We start from the raw sequence: 17472 nt of genomic DNA on the forward strand, positions 1-17472 counted from the left end.
TGGTGAGTGTGAGTTGGCCCCTGACTTGGGTGTGGGCGGCCGTGCCCCGGCCCCCCTCCAAGACGCGATCTTTCGCTTTGCCAATCAGGCCGGCCGACATGTTGCAGGCAGCACCCACCGCGTCCAGCCAGGCCGCCGTGCCGTCGTGACCGACGGGGGCGGAGCCGATCACCGGCCGGCCCGCAATCTCGAACTCGCGGATCGCCGCGGTGTAGAACGGATGAATCGCGGCCACCGCCACGCCGTCGAGCGCGGCATAAAGCTCGCGCCATTCGCGCGTCGGCACCACGGGTCCGGCGGCAAGCCCCATCGGCTCCAGCATCATGCCGATGCCGACCGGGTCGGCGGGAAACATCTCACCGAGCAAGGTCACTGTCGGCCGGCCGCTGCGTCCGGTCCGCGGCGCCTGTACCGGGCCCTGCTCGACTTCCTCCCGCGCATATTTCAGCATTGCGCCGGCGAGCACGTCCTTGGCCTCGGCATGGGTCGGCACGCCAAACCCCGGCACGTCGATGCCGACGATGCGCACACCGTTGATCTCTTTCGGCAGAAGCTGCAGCGGTACGCCGGACGCAGTCGGCACGCACAGATTGGTGATGACGACGGCGTCGAAGTCCTCCGGCTTCGCAACCGCATAGACCGCGTCGCGAATATCCTCGAACAGCTTGCCGGTGACCAGCGTCTCCGAGTTGAACGGCACGTAACCGACGCTGCGCCGCGCGCCATAAAAGTGCGACGTGAAGGTCAGGCCATAGACACAGCAGGCCGAGCCGGAAAGAATCGTCGCGGTCCGCCGCATCCGCAGGCCGACGCGCAGCGAGCCGAAGGCCGGGCACATGCTCTGCGGCCGGTCATGCGGACCTTGCGGATAATCGGCGGCGTAGCGCTCGAGGACCTCACTCTTGCCGGCCGCGGCGGCGGCACGTTGCATTTCTTGCTTTCCGGCATGACAGCCGGTGCCGGCTTGCGGTGCACCGCCGGGTGAAGCTGCCGATGAGGCAGCTTCGACCAGTTCGGCAAGACGCGGCGCGGCGTCGAGCGGCGCAACGGCGTCGTAGACGACCTCCTGCGCGACGTGCTTCGTGACGCCTTTCGTGACGTCCTGGGCGGTCGCCCTGGCCTCTTGCACGAGCTGGTGAAGTGCGGTCATTCCAGTTTGCCAGACCTCTCGTCAAACCGTGTCGTAGACGACTTCGAGCGAAGGCCGCTCGACAAGGACGCCGCCGCACATGTCGGCTGCGGTCGCTGGCTCAAGGCGCACATCGCGGCCGACCGCAGAACTATCGAACAGGCCAAGCAAGCCGTCCTGCGTCAGCGGGGTCGGCCGGACCGGCGGCGCCTCGGCGACATTGGTCGCAAGCTCTTCGAACAGCGGCGCCCAGCGGCCGCCCGGCATGCCGACGATTTCGTAATTCGCGCTCTTGCGGCGGATGTCTTCGTCGGCGGGGATCGCCGCAAGCACCGGAATGCCGGCAGCCTTCGCAAAGGCCGCGGCTTCGCCGGTGCCATCGTCCTTGTTGACCACCATGCCGGCGACGCCGACATTGCCGCCGAGCTTGCGGAAATATTCCACCGCCGAGCAGACGTTGTTGGCGACATAGAGTGATTGCAGGTCGTTCGAGCCGACCACGATCACCTTCTGGCACATGTCCCGCGCGATCGGCAGGCCGAAGCCGCCGCACACCACGTCGCCCAGGAAGTCGAGCAGCACATAGTCGAAGCCCCACTCATGGAAGCCGAGCTTCTCCAGCGTCTCGAAGCCGTGGATGATGCCGCGTCCGCCGCAGCCGCGCCCGACTTCGGGTCCGCCGAGCTCCATCGCGAACACACCGTCGCGCTTGAAGCAGACATCGCCGATCGCGACCTCTTCGCCCGCGAGCTTTTTCTTCGAGGAGGTTTCGATGATGGTCGGACAGGCGCGTCCGCCGAACAGAAGCGACGTCGTATCGCTTTTCGGATCGCAGCCGATGAGGAGGACGCGCTTGCCCTGCTGCGCCATCATGTAGGAGAGATTCGAGAGCGTGAAGCTCTTGCCGATGCCGCCCTTGCCGTAGATGGCGATGACCTGGGTTTCCTTGGTCACGGGACCAGTGTGAACCTTATCCGCCGGAATTGCGGCTTCGGCCCGCAGCTGCGCGGTCATGGTTGGCGCGTTCATGCGGCTCTCCAGTCCAGGATCATTTTCAGGCAACTGGCGTCTTCGAAGGCGGTGCGATAGGCGTCAGGCGCATCCGCAGCATTGCGCCGATGCGAGATCAGCCCGTCGAGCGACAGGCAGCCGTCACCGATGAGTTGCATGACTTCGGCGAGATCCTCGTCGCGCCATTCCGCGGCGATGCGGATGCGCGCTTCGCGCATGAAGGCGGGCGGAAATGCAAAGCTGAGCGGCGCACTGTAAAAGCCGGCCAGCACGATCTCGCCGCCGGGCGCGAGCCGCGCGATCAGCGTGTCGAGGAGCGCGGCGTCGCCGCTCACATCGTAGATCGCCCGATAGTCCTTCCGCGAATCCTCATCGGGAGCGATCACACGATAGCCGTCGGCGCCGCGCCTTCGGTCGGCGCGCGCTTCCCACACCGTTGGGGTCTCACCGCCGGCCAAGAGGCAGAGCCTGGCGAGGAGACGTCCAAGCACGCCGTGACCGACGATGAGATCGGGTTGCGGCCCGGCGCCCAGCGCATGTTGCGCGGTCGCAGCAAGGGCCAGAAGAATGGCAGCCTCGCCCCATCGCTCATCGACGGGGATGGCGCGTTGTCCGGGCACGACAATTCTGGAAGCGGCGCCGCCGAACAGGCTGCGCACATCCTTGAAGCATTTTGCACCGGGAACGAAGACGCGCTGGCCGGCGCGAAGTCTGGTGTCGGGCCCTGCCGAGGTCACCCGCCCCACGGCCTCATAGCCCGGCACCAGCGGATAGCCCATGCCAGGGAAGGCCGGCATGCGGCCGGACCAGAGCAACCGCTCGGTCCCGGTCGAGATGCCGCTCCATTCCACATCGACCACCACGTCGCTGTCGGACGGCGGCAGCAAATCCAGACGGCCGAGCGCAAGATGCTCGGGCTGATGCAGGACGACCGCAATCGTGTCCATCCGCGGACTCCCGGCCAGTCGGCCAGAGGAAACTGGAAGTGTCATACTAGAATTACAGATCTGCATGTCAATATTTATTTACAGTTTGAGCGGCAAGCTGTGACGACACCTGTGAGCAGCGGCCTGCGCGTCCTGCGCAGGCGCATTGCTCTGAACCCGGCAGCGCCGAGCATCTCGCACACCTCGCGCGCGGCGCGGGGACGGCCCTGCCCCATCGCCATCAGGTAAAAGTCGAAATACGCGCCCACCGATTCGGCGCCGCGAGTTTGCGCGAATGGTTCGGCGATCACCACGACGCCGTCCTCCGGCAGGACGTCGCGCACAGAGCGGAGCAGCCGTATCGCGGCGTCATCGTCGTGATCGTGAAGAACGCGCACCAGCGAGACGACATCCGCGCCGCGCGGCAACGGATCGGACAGAAAGCTGCCGCCGAAGACCTCAGCGCGATTCGCAAATCCGTCGCTGCGCAAGCGCGCCTCCGCACGCCGCGCCACTGCGGGCAGATCGAACAGCTTGAAGCGCAGCTGCGGATGCCGTTTCGCTGCGGCGGCAATGAACGCACCCTCGCCGCCGCCCACATCGAGCAGGCAGCGATGCCGCGCAAACGGATAGGCGGAGAGCACATCGTCGGCGATCAGCGCCTGCGAAGCCGCCATCAATTCGCTGTAGCGCGCGACCTCGCCATTGGTGAGATCGTCGCGGCGGTCGCCGCCAGCATAGGCCCAGTATTGCGACAGCTCGGTCTGCGTCTCGCCGCGCAGCAGCGCCACCGGATCGCGCAGGTCGCGATACAGCATGGCGTGATGGCGGATCATCGCGGCAATCGCCGGATTGCCGTTCATCGCAGCGCCCAGCATGCCAAGGCCATACGTGCCGCCGCTGCGCCGCTCGACCAGCCGCAGCGAGCAGGCTGCGTGCAACAGCGTACGTGTTGCGGATTCGGACAACGCCATCCGCGCGGCGAGTTCAGTGAGCGGCAAAGGCCGCTCGCGCAGGATGTCGAACAGCCTCAGGTCGACGCAGGCTGCGAGAATCTGCGAATAGACAAAGCCCGCGCACAGATCGAACAGCGCCCGCTGCTCGCGCCCGGCGATCCGCCGGGTGAACGGAATTGCGCTGCAAAGCCTCTGAAAACCGGGGTTTTCGAGCCACCGGTCACGCTGCGCGCGCAGCCGGTCGAGGAGCGACAGAGCGGCCACCGCGCCGGACGGAACGGCGTTGGAAACGGCTCTGGCCTTGGCGGTCACGCCGCGTGCCGGGCGAGGCTCTTGGGTACGAGACGCTTCGCCTCCAGCATGATGAGCGCGCGCAGATCGGCGGCGCCGCGGCATGGCGGGATGGCCTGGTTGGCGCGCGCAACCAGGGCTTCGAGACGCGACATCGCGCCCTCGATGCCGAGCGCGCGCGTTGCGCTCGGCCGGCCGAGCACGAAATCGCGCCCAGTCGGCTTGCCGATCTCGTCGGCGTCGGCTGCCGCATCGCGCAGATCGTCGGCGACCTGATAGGCTTCGCCGAGCACCTCGCCAAGCTCGCGCCATTCGCTCGCATCGACGCCGGCCGCAGCGGCACCCGAACAGGTTGCCGCGGCAAACAGCGATCCGGTCTTGGCGCGGTGATAATGCGCAAGATCGACCGCCTCCTCGCATTCCCACGCCTGGCCTGCGACGATGCCGGACGGCGCACCGACCGCGCGCGCGACCACGGACAGAAGCGCGCTCATGCGCTGCGGGGTAAAGGACAGCCGCACGAAATTCTCGAAGGCGAGCACAATCAAGGCGTCGCCCGCGAGCACCGCAAGCGGCTCGCCGAAGGCGCGATGCACGCTCGGCATGCCGCGCCGCGTATCGGCATCGTCAAAACACGGAAGATCGTCATGGACGAGCGAGGCACAATGCAGAAGCTCGATCGAGGCCGCCGCGGTCTCGGCGACAATCGGATTGTCCTCGCCGCAGGCCGCCGCCACCGCAAGACAGAGCCTCGGCCGCACCCGCGCGCCGCGCGGAAACACGGCGTGGTTCATCGCTGCCAGAAGCTTCGGCGGACAGGGCGGGCCATCGGCACGCTGCAACGCGGAGGATAGGGCGGCTTCGATCCGGCTGACGGCATCCATGGCGGTCCATCCTCCTGTTGCGGTGTGTAATTTTTAGTTGTCACTGAAAAATGTCAAGTTATAATTACAGTCGCGCTCAAGCGCGCAACAGAAAGCGCATCATGGATCGCGTGGCCGTCATCGGCGCCGGCATCGGCGGACTGGCCGCGGCGCTGGACCTTGCCAGCCGTGGCCTGGAGGTTTCGGTTTACGAGCGCGGTGCCGCGCCCGGCGGCAAGATGCGCCCGGCGCAATTCGGCGACGTGACGGTCGATGCCGGGCCGACCGTGTTCACCATGCGCTCGGTGTTCGAGTCGCTGTTCGCCGACGCCGGCGAAGCCTTCTCCGATCACGTCGCGCTGCGCCCGCTGACTATCCTCGCGCGTCATGCCTGGTCGGAAACCGAGCGGCTGGACCTGTGCGCCGATATCGCCGCCTCCGCCGACAGGATCGGCGCTTTCGCGGGCGCGGCGGAAGCACGGCGCTTTCTCGACTTCTGCGCACGCGCCCGGCAAATCTTCCAGACCCTCGACCGCAGCTTCATGCAGGCGCAGCGTCCTTCGCCGATTGGGCTTGTCACCGCTTCGGGTGCCGCGGGCCTGCCGCAACTGATGAAGATTTCGCCCTTCACCACGTTGTGGCACGAGCTCGGCAAGTATTTTCACGATCCGCGGTTGCGGCAACTATTCGGCCGTTACGCCACTTATTGCGGCTCTTCGCCGTTCGAGGCGCCGGCGACTCTCATGCTGATCGCGCATGCCGAACAGGATGGCGTGTGGAGCGTGGACGGTGGCATGCACCGTCTGGCGCAGGCGATTGTCGCGCTCGCCGAACGCCACGGCGTGCGCTTTCACTACAACAGCGGCGTGCGCGACATCACGGTTGCGCACGGGCGGGTCTCGGGACTGACGCTGGAAACAGATCAATGGGCGGCGGCGGACGCGGTTGTGTTCAACGGCGATGCGGCCGCCATCGGTGACGGGTTTCTCGGCGCAGCCGTGACCCATGCCGTGCCGCAGATCGAGCGGCGTCACCGCTCGCTGTCCGCCGTGACCTGGACGGCGGTTGCGCAGGCGCAAGGCTTTGCGCTGACGCGGCACAATGTGTTTTTCTCGCGCGATTATCGCGCCGAGTTCGACGATATCTTCACCCGTGCGCGGCTGCCGCAAGGGCCGACGGTCTATGTCTGCGCGCAGGACCGGATCGATGACGAACCGCATCACGGCGGGCCGGAGCGCCTGCTCGTTCTCGTCAATGCACCGCCGACCGGCGACCGGACCGGCGATCTGGAGATTGCCTCATGCCGCGACCGGACCTTCGAACATCTGCAACGCTGCGGCCTGACCATATCGATGCAGCCAGAAATGTCGCGCCTGACCACGCCGCGGGATTTCGACTGGGATTATCCGGCGACGGGGGGTGCGCTGTATGGTCAAGCGTCGCACGGCTGGATGGCCTCGTTCCGGCGTCCGGGATCGCGCAGCAAGATTCCGGGGCTTTATCTCGCGGGAGGTTCGGTGCATCCGGGAGCGGGCGTGCCGATGGCGGCGCTGTCGGGGCGTCTGGCGGCACGGGCCTTGATGGAGGATCGCGCTTCGACGCCGCGGTGGCGCCCGATGGCTATGCCTGGTGGTATGTCGATGGCCTGAGCGACGACGGCCGTTACGGCCTCACGGTGATCGCGTTCATCGGCAGCGTGTTTTCGCCCTATTATGCGCGGGCGCGCCGCCGCGGGCCGGCCGATCCGCTCGATCATTGCGCCGTCAATGTCGTGCTCTACGGGACGCGCGGCAAAAGCCGGGCCAAGCGCTGGGCCATGACCGAACGCGGTCGCAGCCAGGTTTCCCGCTCGGACAGGGAATTTCGTGTCGGCAACAGCAACTTGGCGTTCGACGGCGAGTCGCTGTCGATCGAAATCGACGAGCGCTGCGTGCCGATCCCGCACCGGCTGCGCGGCACCGTGCGCATCCGTCCGCATATTCTCGGCACGGAAAGCTACGCCATCGATCCGGCCGGCCGGCATATCTGGCGCCCGGTCATGCCGTCCGCCCGCATCGACGTTGCGATGAGCGACCCGGACGTGTCCTGGAGCGGGCATGGCTATGTCGATCACAATCGCGGCTCGGCGCCGCTGGAACGCGACTTTGCTTCCTGGACCTGGAGCCGCATGACGCTGCGCGACGGCACGGCCATTCTCTACGACACGCAGCCGCGATACGGCCCGCCGGTTTCGCTCGCGTTGCGTTACGGGGTGAACAGCGCAGTCGAGCGCTTCACGCCGCCCGCACCCGTCACGCTGCCTAAAACCGCATGGCGCATCGCGCGCATGGTCCGCTCCGAGACGGCATCGGACGCGACAATACGCACGCTCGAGGACACGCCGTTCTACGCACGTTCGGCGGTGCGCGCGCGGCTTTGCGGCGAACCGGTCAGCGGCATGCATGAAAGCCTGTCGCTGGATCGATTCGCTTCGCCCATCGTGCAGATGATGCTGCCGTTCCGCATGCCGCGGCGGGGATAAAGCGCTCTATCCTGCTCGCTGCACCTGATCGCGCCGCTCCAGCCGCTCGAACAGATCGATCAGCCAGATCGCGCGGTTGCGGATGTCATACCAGGCCACGGCTTCGTCATGCCGGGCCGCGCCCGCGGGAAGGCCGTCGAGCAGGAATTGTGCTGCCGGACTTGCCACAGCATGGCTGGCGCGCGGCAATGACAACGTCTCCGGCACCGCCCGCAGCAATGCGGCGATCTTTCCCTGCGGCGAGACCACCGCGCGCTGCGACACCGAATCGAAATCCTGCCGTTCGATCTCGCGTCCGATCTCGGCATAGAGAATGCGTGCAATGTGCATTGCCGGACGGCAGGACAAAGGCAGGGCCGCGATGCCCGGCGCGGCAAAGCGATACAGCGTATCGGCGTGCGCAAGCACGGCGCGGATCACGCCGCCAAGCTCCCGCGAATAGACCGGTCGCGCGATCAGCACATCGGGATCGATTCCGGCCCTCCACAGCCAGGCGAGCGGCAGATAAACCCGGCCAGCGCGCGCATCCTCGCCGACATCGCGGCAGATATTGGTGAGCTGCATGGCAATGCCGAGTGCCGCGGCGCGGCCGAGAATCGCAGGATCGCGCTGCCCCATCAACAGCGCCATCATGACGCCGACCGAGCCCGCAACCCGCGCCGCATAGTCCTCGAGATCGGCGATGCTGTGATAGCGGCGCCCCTCCGCGTCCCAGAAAAATCCGTCGAGCAGCGCCTCGGGCAACGCGCGCGGGATCGCATAGCGCTCGACCACCGCAGCGAAGGCGCGATCGGCGGCGCGATTCTGCGGCGCACCGGCATAAATGCGGTTGAGCCGCTCGCGCAGCAGCGCCACCGCATAGCCGCCTTCCTTGCCGGCGGTATCGATCAGATCGTCGGCCTCGCGGCAGAAGGCATAGAGCGCCGATGCCGGGATGCGGAACCGCTCCGGCAGCAACAGCGAGGCCGCATGGAAGGATCGCGATCCCCCGCGCAGCCGGTCGCGGCAGATCTGCAGATCGGACGGCCGCGTCGGCCTAGCGTTCGGCGAAAACCATGGCATCGGGCACCACCGTGTCGAGAATGCGGGCAGAGGTGAGAACGCCGGGCAGCCCCGCTCCGGGATGGGTGCCGGCGCCGACGAGATAGAGATTGGCGATGTCTTCGCTCTTGTTGTGCGGACGGAACCAGGCGCTCTGCGTCAGCACCGGCTCGAGCCCGAACGCGGCGCCGCGGAACGACGACAGCCGGTTCTCGAAGTCGAGGGGCGTGGTCATGCGCGAGGTGACGATGGCGTCGTCGAGCCCCGGCAGCAGCGTCTGCGACAGATATTGCGCAATTCGCGCGCGATAGGGCTCGGCCTGCACCTGCCAGTCGATCCCGGCCTCAAGATGCGGCACCGGCGACAGCACGTAGAAGGCGTCGCAGCCGTCCGGCGCGAGCGAAGGGTCGGTGGCGGTCGGCCGGTGCAGATAGAGCGAGAAGTCGTCGGCCAGAATTTTGCGCTGGAAGATGTCCGTCAGCAGGCCGCGATAGCGCGGACCGAGAAGGATGGTGTGGTGCTGCACGTCGCGATATTGCCGGTTCGTGCCGAAATACCAGACGAACAGGCTCATCGAATAGCGCGCGCGCTCGATCTTGCGGTCGGTCCAGCGTCGGCGGAATTGCGGATCGATCAGATGGCGATAGGTCGACGCGGAATCGGCGTTCGACACCACGATGTCGGAGGGCAGAAAGTCTCCGTCCTCCAGTTCGACGCCCGCCGCCGCGCCATTCTCAACCGCGATGCGGCGCACCGCGGCATTGCAAACCACGCGACCGCCCTGCCCCTCGATCAGCCGCACCATGCCGGTCACCAGCGTGCCGGTTCCGCCCATGGCGAAATGCACGCCGTATGCGCGTTCCAGAAACGCGATGAGGCAATAGACCGACGTGGCGCTGAACGGATTGCCGCCGATCAGCAGCGGATGGAAGCTCAGCACCTGCCGCAGTTTTTCGCTCTGCACATGGCGCGCGACTTCGCCATGAACGCTGCGGAAGCATTGCAGCCGGAGGAGATCGGGCAGGATGCGGATCATGTCGAGGACCGAGCCGAACGGCACATGACCGAGCCGCTCGAAGCCGGTGCGGTAAGTCGCCTCGCTCAGCGCCATGAAGGCCCGATAGCCCTCGACATCGCCCGGCGCGAGCTGCGACACCTTGCGCTCCATCGCCTGCGGATCGCCGCAATAATCGAAGGTTTCGCCGTCGTGAAAGCGGATGCGGTAGAACGGCGAGACCGGCCGCAGCTCCACGTCGTCGGACAGGTTGCGCCCGCAAAGCCGCCACAGCTCTTCGAACAGAAACGGCGCGGTGACGATGGTCGGTCCGGCATCGAAGGTGAAGCCGTCCTGGCGATGCACAGACGCGCGGCCGCCGGGCGCATCGAGCCGTTCCAGAACCGTGACGCGATAGCCGCGCGCGCCGAGACGGATCGCGGCGGCAAGTCCGCCAAAGCCTGAACCGATCACGATGGCATGCGGGCGCCGGTCCTGGCGCGATGCGAGCGATCCGCGAAAGCCGGTGACGTCGAGCATGTCAGGACGCTCCCGCCGCAACGATACCGGCCTCGCGCCCCGCCTCGCGGATGGCGGCGGCGCACAGATCGGGACGCTCCTCATGCGCCAGATGGCCGAGGCCCTCGAGTCTGACGATCTTCGCCTGCGGCAGAATTTCGTGCACCTGCTCGGCCTGCGACGGCGGGATGGTGCGGTCCTGCATGCCGACGACGAGGGTGAGCGGCACATTGAGCCGCGGCAGAAGGGACGCAAAGCTGCGCAGATCCCAGTGCGCCATCATGCCGAGCGCGGCCGCGACATGACCGGGATCGCTCGCGAGCCTGCGGTAAAAGTCGACGCCCTTGGCATCGAGCCGCGATCCGGTCTGCGCGATCATCCGCTCGATCGCTTGCGGATCGCGGGCGCGCCGCGCGAACAGGTCGGGCACCAGCGGGATCGCGGTGAACAATTTTGCCAGCGGGGCAAATATCTGTCCCGCCACGCCGCCGAGCGGCAGCAATGCGCCGTTCAGGCTGACGATGGCGCGCGGCGCAATGAGCCGCGACAGCGTCATCTGGATCGCGACCGCCGCCCCGGCAGAATGTCCGGCCGCGATCTGCGGTCTGAAGTCGAGCGCACGCAACAGGCTCGCGATGGCGCGCGCCATGCCGGGCAGCGACAGGAATTCGCGCGGCGGCTGCTGCGTAAAGCCCTGCCCCGGAAGATCCGGCGCAATGAGCGTGAAGTCGGACGCGAGAAGGCGCATCAGCGCACCGAACGAATGCGTGCTGGCGCCGGTGCCATGCAGAAGCAAGATCGCCGGCCCCTGCCCCATGACCTGGACATGCCAGCGCATCCCGGCCGCCTGGACGAAACAGCTCGCCTCGCGGTTCGGCCAGTCATGAGCGTCGCGCTCCCACTCCAGATGCCGCCCCATGCGTCCTTCGTTCTCACGCGCGCAACCGCGAGCGATCCGCGCCGCTGCGCCCGAGCGCGTCGAGCACCGTCGCAACGATGCCGCCGGCGCCGAGCCCCGCCTTTTCGTACATCGCCGCAGGCGAATCGTGGTCGATGAAAATGTCGGGCAGCACCATGCTGCGGACCTTCAGGCCACGATCGAGCACGCCGTGTTGTGCGAGGCAGTGCAGCACCTGCGAACCGAAGCCGCCGATCGCGCCCTCTTCGACGGTGACAAGAACCTCGTGTTCGCGCGCGAGCCGCAGCACAAGGTCAGTATCGAGCGGCTTTGAGAAACGCGCATCGGCGATCGTTGCCGACAGGCCGAGCCGCGCCAGCGCCGCTGCCGCCTTGCGGCATTCGGCCAGCCTTGTGCCGAGCGAGAGTAACGCAACACTGCTGCCTTCCGCGACGACGCGGCCGCGGCCGATTTCAAGCGGACTGCCCTGTTCGGGCAGGTCCACGCCCTCGCCATCGCCGCGCGGATAGCGAAACGCGATGGGGCCTTCGTCATGGGCCGCTGCCGTCGCCACCATATGCACAAGTTCGGCTTCGTCCGCCGCCGCCATGATCACAAAGCCGGGCAGGCAGCCGAGATAGGCGAGATCGAACGAGCCGGCATGGGTCGGGCCGTCGGCGCCGACGAGCCCGGCGCGGTCGATGGCAAAGCGCACCGGCAATTTCTGGATCGCAACGTCATGCACGATCTGGTCATAGGCGCGTTGCAGGAAGGTCGAATAGATCGCGGCAAACGGCTTCATGCCTTCGGCCGCAAGGCCGGCGGCAAAGGTCACGGCATGCTGCTCGGCAATGCCGACATCGAAGAACCGCTGCGGAAAGGCTTTCTGGAAAATATCGAGTCCGGTGCCGGAGGGCATCGCCGCGGTGATGCCGACAATGCGCTCGTCCTTCTGCGCTTCCTTGACCAGGCTCTCGCCGAACACCTTGGTGTAGGACGGCGCATTGCTTTTCGGCTTGGCCTGTTTGCCGGTGACGATGTCGAACGGCACGACGCCGTGATATTTGTCGGCTGAGGCTTCGGCCGGCGCATAGCCCTTGCCTTTCTGCGTCACCACATGAACGAGGATCGGTCCGTTCGGCGCATCGCGCACATTGCGCAAGACCGGCAGCAGATGATCGAAATCGTGGCCGTCGATCGGGCCGACATAATAGAAGCCGAGTTCCTCGAACAGCGTGCCGCCGGTCCAGAAATTGCGGGCAAAGGCCTCGGTCCGCGCCGCCTGCCCGGCGAAATATTTCGGCAACGCCTTGGAGATGCGTTTCAGCCGCTCGCGCACCGACAGATAAGTGCGTCCGGAGATCGCGCGGGCGAGGCTCGCAGACATCGCCCCGACCGGCGCTGCGATCGACATGTCGTTATCGTTGAGAATGACGATCAGCCGCTGGTCCATCGCGCCGGCATTGTTCATGGCCTCGTAGGCCATGCCCGCCGACATCGCGCCGTCGCCGATCACCGCAACGACATTGCGCCGCTCGCCCTTGAGGTCGCGCGCGACCGCCATGCCAAGCCCGGCGGAAATCGAGGTCGAGGAATGCGCCGCACCAAACGGGTCGTATTCGCTCTCAGCGCGCTTGGTGAATCCTGACAGGCCACCACCCTGACGAATGGTGCGGATGCGATCCCGCCGCCCCGTCAGGATCTTGTGCGGATAGGCCTGATGGCCGACGTCCCAGATCAGCCGGTCGTTCGGGGTATCGAAGACATAATGAAGCGCGACGGTGAGTTCGACGACGCCGAGGCCGGCACCGAGATGCCCGCCGGTGACGGCAACCGCGGCAATGGTTTCCGCCCGCAATTCGTCGGCGACCCGGCGCAGATCGCGATCCCCCAACGCGCGTAGATGTTCCGGTAAATCGATCCGGTCGAGCAGGCGCGTGTCGCGTTCAAGGTCCGGCATGAGCCATGACCGCCGGCAAAACCCGGAAGGTCCGCAGGCGATCCTCCCCGTTGCACGAGGCCGCCTCATTGGCAGCCCCGACCGGGAGATGATAAAGGTTTACACTCGATATGTCATTCTAAATTGACACTTCGGGTCAGGCTAACTGCCTGCTGCGGGGCGCTGCAATGCAATATTCGGATTGCGCGCCGCGAACAGCGTCTTCACCACATCCAGGCTGACATAGCTCGCCCCGCCAATCCGGGCCGCATCGGCATCCGGCAGCGGCGCATCCGGCTCGCCAAGCTCACTCAGACAGACATCGGCCCGCGAAAAATCCTGCGCACGGGTCCAGCGGCTGGGCGTTGCGATGGTGAAGATCCCGGCCGCTTTGGCGGCGAGCACGCCATTGGTCGAATCCTCGAGCGCGACGCACCGCGCGGGCGGAACACCGAGCATCGAAGCGGCCAACAGATAGAGGTCCGGCGCCGGCTTCTTGCGCGACACCCGATCGGCCGACACGAAGGCCATGATATGCGCCGCCGCCTCCCGCCCGAGCGCCGCCATGATCAGCGGCTGCATGTTGGCCGATGCCGATGTCGCCACCACACCGATCTTCAGCCCAGCCTCTCGCGCCTCCGCCATGAGCCGCCGCACGCCCGAACGCAGCTTGACGGCGTTATCCGAAAGCAACTCGCCATAGATGCGCGTCTTCTCGCGATGGACGGCCGGGACCGCGGCATGAAGCGCGAGCTTCTGCTCCTGCGGGAACGGACAGCTATCGATATAGTGCCGGATCCGGTCGGCGCCGCCCGAGACCGAGAGCAGCTTCTCGTACAAATCGGGCTTCCATTCGAAGCCGAGTTCGAATTCGAGAAAGGCCTGATTGAAGGCCCGGCGATGCAGCTCGTCGGTATCGACGAAGGTGCCGTCGAGATCGAAGATCAGCGCCTCAAGCGCCGTGTCGCCGCTCCTCGTCTCGTCTGTCATGGCCGGCCTCCCCGTCTCGTCTCACGGTCCAGCGGTATTGCGCGTCAGAAACGACTCGTAATCGCGGATGAACGCGTCGCGCTGTTCGAAATGCGGCAGCGCGCCGGTATGCATCCGCTCGATCGACCAGTTCGGCCGGCCGACGAATTCCTTCAGCCCGCTATAGTCGACGAAGTCGCCGCGATTGCCGTGCACCACGTGGACCGGCATGCCGAGCGCCCGATAGATGCGGGTAATGTCACGGCTGAACAGATAGCCGGAGACGAACCGGAAGGGTGCATGGCGCGCGCCCGGCTGATGCGTCGTGAGATAGTCGTATTCGAACAGATCCTCGTCGATCTCAGGACGGCCATAGGTCTTCTTCAGGAAATAGCGAATGCTGGGGCGGGAGGTCAGCATGTCGAAGATGGCCTGGCTCCAGAGCGGATTGCGAAAGAAACCATAAAGCCACGGCATGCCCCGCGTGGTGCCGGGTGCATCGTCGTAGGGCGCGCCCTTGTCGAGCCCGGTCGGGCTGATCAATGCAAGGGTCCGGTACCGCTCTGGCCGCTCGGACGCCGCCCGCGCCAGAAATTCGCAGCCGAGCGACAGCGCGACCGCATCGAACGGCGCGTCGCCATGGTCGGCGTGGATGCGCTCGGCCAGTGCATGGATCGCATCGGTCATCAGCCGGGGATCGTAAGGCCGGTCTGACCGCTCGGAAAAGCCGAAACCCGGAAGATCGATCGCATAAACCGGCCGCTTCGCCGCAAAATGCGTAAAGATCGGCTTCATTTCATAGGCCGTGCCCGCCGCATTGATGCTGTGGACCAAGAGCAGCGGCGCCGCCGCCGGGCCCGGTGCATCGGAGCGGTAATAGCTCAGCATCCCCGCAGGCGAGGAGAATTCGATCCGCGGGGCATCGAGCGCGTTCGGCAAGTCCATCGGCATCGCATCACCGGAAGATCGAGGACCGAAGCCTCGCACAGGCTGCGGCGTCTGTCATGACGCAGCAACGCGCGGGCGGGCAAAACCGTTCGCAGCCGCCTTCACCGCACCAGAAATCGCCGCGGCATCGGCGCGCGGCAACGGGATGTAATGCGCCTGCATCTCCTCGGCCAGCCGGCGCGACCCCGGATCGGGCTGCCGTGCAATATCGAGCAGCACCGCGGTCATGCGCGCTGCAGGGATCGCGCGGGCGGCGGCAAGCGCATCGGCAAAGGCGCGTTCGCGGCCCGGCAAGCCGTCGCGCGCAATATTGGCACGGCCGTCGGTAAGAAGCACGACGGTCGGAGTGCGGCCGCGCCGGATCGCGGCCTGCCCGAGCAGGCACGCCTGATCGAGCGCACTCGCCAGCGGGGTCGCCCCTCCCGCCGGCAACCCGGCAAGCTCGCGCTTGGCGCGCGCGGGCGACCGGGTCGGCGGCAGCAGCAATTGCGCGCTCTCGCCGCGAAAGGCGATCACCGCCACCTCGTCGCGCCGCACATAGCAGTCCGCGAGCAGCAGTTCGACGGCGCCCTTGGCCTCCGCCAAACGGTTGAGCGCGGAGGAGCCGGAGGCATCCACCAGAAAAATAGTCAGGCTTTCGCTCTGCTGCTTGAAGCGCAGGATGCGGAAATCGTCCTTGCGGATGGCGAGACGGCATCCGGCTTCCGCCGATCGCCCGGTCCGCAGTTTTTGCCATGGCACCGCGGCTTTCAGTGTCTCCACTATGTTGAGCCGCGCGCCGGGCGTAAGATCTCCGGCGCGTGTTCCGCAGGGCCGTCCACGCCGCAGCGATGCACTGCGTTGTGGCGCACGGCCGCCGCCGGCACTGCCGGTCCGGCGGGTCGACATTTCGCCCAACCGGTCGAGCAGGTCGTCGGGGATTACCGCACGCACCGCCTCGATAACGATCTCCCCGGCCGGCAGCGAATCGGCGACGGTGTCCGTTTCGGCTGGCTCGCGCTCGTCCTTGCTGTCGGGCGGCGGTGTTTCGTCCTCCTCCGGATTTGCCGGCAGCATGGTCGCGCGCGGCGCCAGCACCAGGCGCGCCGCCACCGCGGCATCCTCGGCCACCGCCGCCATGCGCCCGTTCAGCGCCGCATGGATGCGCGCAACCTTGACGGTAAATGCGAGCGCCCGCAGCGAGGCGACGCCGCACGCCAGCGCGCCCTGCGCCAGCGCCGCCATCACACCCGCGTCAATGCCGACCTGCGCCAGCACGGCGCGCGCTGCTGCAATCGTCTCCACATCATAAGGCAGCAGCCCATCGCCAAATCGTTCCGCCACCGCAACCGGCAGGGCGAGCCGGTCGGCGAGCGAACCGGGCGGGGCTTCATCGGATTCGCGTCCCTCGTCGAGCAGGATCAGGGCAATCCGGCACGGCGCAGGATGGGCATGGCCAGTATCCGCAATCGCGACTTCGCCGCGATCGAGCGCGTGGCAAAGCCGCGCCGCAAGCGGCGGCGCAATCCGCTCGGCGGACGGCGCGATCAGGATGCCGCCATCGGTTTGGGCAAGCAGACCGTGCGTCAGCACCGGCTTGCCGCAGTGCAAAGTCGCCGCAAGGTCAAGCCCCCCGAGCAGGCGCTCGTCGTCGATGGAAGCCGGCATCTTCCGGACCGGCATCCCGGGCGGCAGCGCCGCGCGGATTGCGGCAAGCAATCGCTCGCGGCGTTCGTCCGCCGCTGCACGGAGCGTCATGCCGCCAAGCGCCAGCGGATCGACCGCGAACAGACACGCGGCGAGCGCCGCATCCGATGAGGCGCTCGCCTGCGGCGCCGTCATGCCGCAAACATCTGGTCCAGCGCGCGCTCGATCCGCACCGTCGAGCCGACCTCGTCCAGCGGATCGCGCCGCAGCCGGTGGCGCAAAGCGAGCGGGGCGGCCTGCATGATGTGCTCGTCGCGGACGCCGTCCTTGCCGTCGAGGCTCGCAATGGCGCGCGCTGCGCGGATCAATGTGAGTTCGCCGCGCAGGCCGTCGGTGCCAAGCGCCATGCAAAGCTGCGCCGCACGTTCGCGCGCCTGATCGGCGACCGCGACCTGCGGCAGGCGCTTGCGCGCGGCCTGCAGCTTGCGCCGGACTGCATCGTCCTGCTTGGCAAAGGCGGTCATGAACGCATCCGGCGACCGGTCGAACTCGTCGCGCCGGCGCACCACCTCGATGCGGGTCTTGAGATCGGTCGGCGTGCGGACCTCGACCGATAGCCCGAACCGGTCGAGCAATTGCGGGCGCAATTCGCCCTCTTCCGGGTTGCCGGTGCCGATCAGCACGAAGCGTGCCGGATGGCGCACGCTCAGGCCCTCGCGCTCGACCACATTCTCGCCCGAAGCGGCGACATCGAGCAGCAGATCGACGATGTGATCCTCCAGGAGATTGACCTCGTCGATGTAGAGAAAGCCGCGATGCGCCCGCGCCAGAAGGCCTGGCT

At 66.8% G+C, this 17472-nt stretch carries 15 protein-coding genes; 2 read left to right on the plus strand and 13 right to left on the minus strand.

Features of this window, described 5'->3' with window-relative positions:
• The 5 genes from bchY to ACK41X_RS17520 all read right to left on the minus strand — a co-directional run.
• On the minus strand, nt 1–1150 hold a 1150-nt coding region (gene bchY, locus ACK41X_RS17500), incomplete at its 3' end, for a chlorophyllide a reductase subunit Y (RefSeq protein ID WP_409725956.1).
• A gap of 21 nt (nt 1151–1171) precedes the next feature.
• A complete protein-coding gene (locus ACK41X_RS17505) occupies nt 1172–2158 on the minus strand; it encodes a chlorophyllide a reductase iron protein subunit X (protein WP_409725958.1) in 987 nt (328 codons plus the stop codon).
• Nucleotides 2155–3087: a chlorophyll synthesis pathway protein BchC gene (gene bchC, locus ACK41X_RS17510; RefSeq protein WP_409725960.1), complete on the minus strand. Its 933-nt coding sequence runs from the start codon at nt 3085–3087 to the stop codon at nt 2155–2157. Before bchC ends, ACK41X_RS17505 begins: the two co-directional genes overlap by 4 nt.
• Before the next feature lie 74 nt (nt 3088–3161).
• Nucleotides 3162–4334, minus strand: a complete 1173-nt coding sequence (locus tag ACK41X_RS17515; protein ID WP_409725962.1) for a methyltransferase — start codon at nt 4332–4334, stop codon at nt 3162–3164.
• Nucleotides 4331–5197 (minus strand): polyprenyl synthetase family protein, encoded by an 867-nt coding sequence (locus ACK41X_RS17520; protein WP_409725964.1) that lies wholly within the window; start codon nt 5195–5197, stop codon nt 4331–4333. Before ACK41X_RS17520 ends, ACK41X_RS17515 begins: the two co-directional genes overlap by 4 nt.
• A gap of 101 nt (nt 5198–5298) precedes the next feature.
• Between ACK41X_RS17520 and crtD the strand changes: the two genes are divergently transcribed.
• A complete protein-coding gene (gene crtD, locus ACK41X_RS17525) occupies nt 5299–6825 on the plus strand; it encodes a 1-hydroxycarotenoid 3,4-desaturase CrtD (protein ID WP_409725966.1) in 1527 nt (508 codons plus the stop codon).
• A complete protein-coding gene (locus ACK41X_RS17530; protein WP_409725968.1) occupies nt 6783–7697 on the plus strand; it encodes a carotenoid 1,2-hydratase in 915 nt (304 codons plus the stop codon). The genes crtD and ACK41X_RS17530 overlap by 43 nt, the downstream gene beginning before the upstream one ends.
• A 6-nt stretch (nt 7698–7703) precedes the next feature.
• On the opposite strand, the gene ACK41X_RS17535 is transcribed toward ACK41X_RS17530, so the two are convergent.
• From ACK41X_RS17535 to ACK41X_RS17570, 8 genes are all read right to left on the minus strand, one after another.
• Nucleotides 7704–8759 (minus strand): phytoene/squalene synthase family protein, encoded by a 1056-nt coding sequence (locus ACK41X_RS17535; RefSeq protein ID WP_409725970.1) that lies wholly within the window; start codon nt 8757–8759, stop codon nt 7704–7706.
• Nucleotides 8734–10272, minus strand: a complete 1539-nt coding sequence (locus ACK41X_RS17540) for a phytoene desaturase (protein ID WP_409725972.1) — start codon at nt 10270–10272, stop codon at nt 8734–8736. The genes ACK41X_RS17535 and ACK41X_RS17540 overlap by 26 nt, the downstream gene beginning before the upstream one ends.
• Nucleotide 10273: 1 nt before the next feature.
• Nucleotides 10274–11170, minus strand: a complete 897-nt coding sequence (gene bchO / locus ACK41X_RS17545; RefSeq protein ID WP_409725974.1) for an alpha/beta fold hydrolase BchO — start codon at nt 11168–11170, stop codon at nt 10274–10276.
• A gap of 13 nt (nt 11171–11183) precedes the next feature.
• Entirely contained in the window at nt 11184–13109 is a 1926-nt protein-coding gene (gene dxs, locus ACK41X_RS17550; protein WP_409725976.1) for a 1-deoxy-D-xylulose-5-phosphate synthase, read from the minus strand.
• Between the two features lie 141 nt (nt 13110–13250).
• Nucleotides 13251–14078 carry an HAD-IA family hydrolase gene (locus tag ACK41X_RS17555; RefSeq protein WP_409725978.1) on the minus strand — a complete coding sequence of 276 codons (828 nt, stop codon included), beginning with the start codon at nt 14076–14078 and terminating at the stop codon, nt 13251–13253.
• A gap of 21 nt (nt 14079–14099) precedes the next feature.
• The gene (locus ACK41X_RS17560; RefSeq protein WP_409725980.1) at nt 14100–15002 is read right to left on the minus strand and encodes an alpha/beta fold hydrolase; all 903 of its coding nucleotides are present in this window, start codon (nt 15000–15002) and stop codon (nt 14100–14102) included.
• A 57-nt stretch (nt 15003–15059) separates the two neighbouring features.
• Nucleotides 15060–16826 carry a magnesium chelatase subunit D gene (locus ACK41X_RS17565; RefSeq protein WP_409725982.1) on the minus strand — a complete coding sequence of 589 codons (1767 nt, stop codon included), beginning with the start codon at nt 16824–16826 and terminating at the stop codon, nt 15060–15062.
• On the minus strand, nt 16823–17472 hold a 650-nt coding region (locus ACK41X_RS17570), incomplete at its 5' end, for an ATP-binding protein (protein ID WP_409725984.1). The genes ACK41X_RS17570 and ACK41X_RS17565, both read right to left, overlap by 4 nt.

Origin of the sequence: Pseudorhodoplanes sp., from assembly GCF_046289595.1 — a bacterium.
Classification (GTDB): Bacteria; Pseudomonadota; Alphaproteobacteria; order Rhizobiales; family Xanthobacteraceae; genus Pseudorhodoplanes.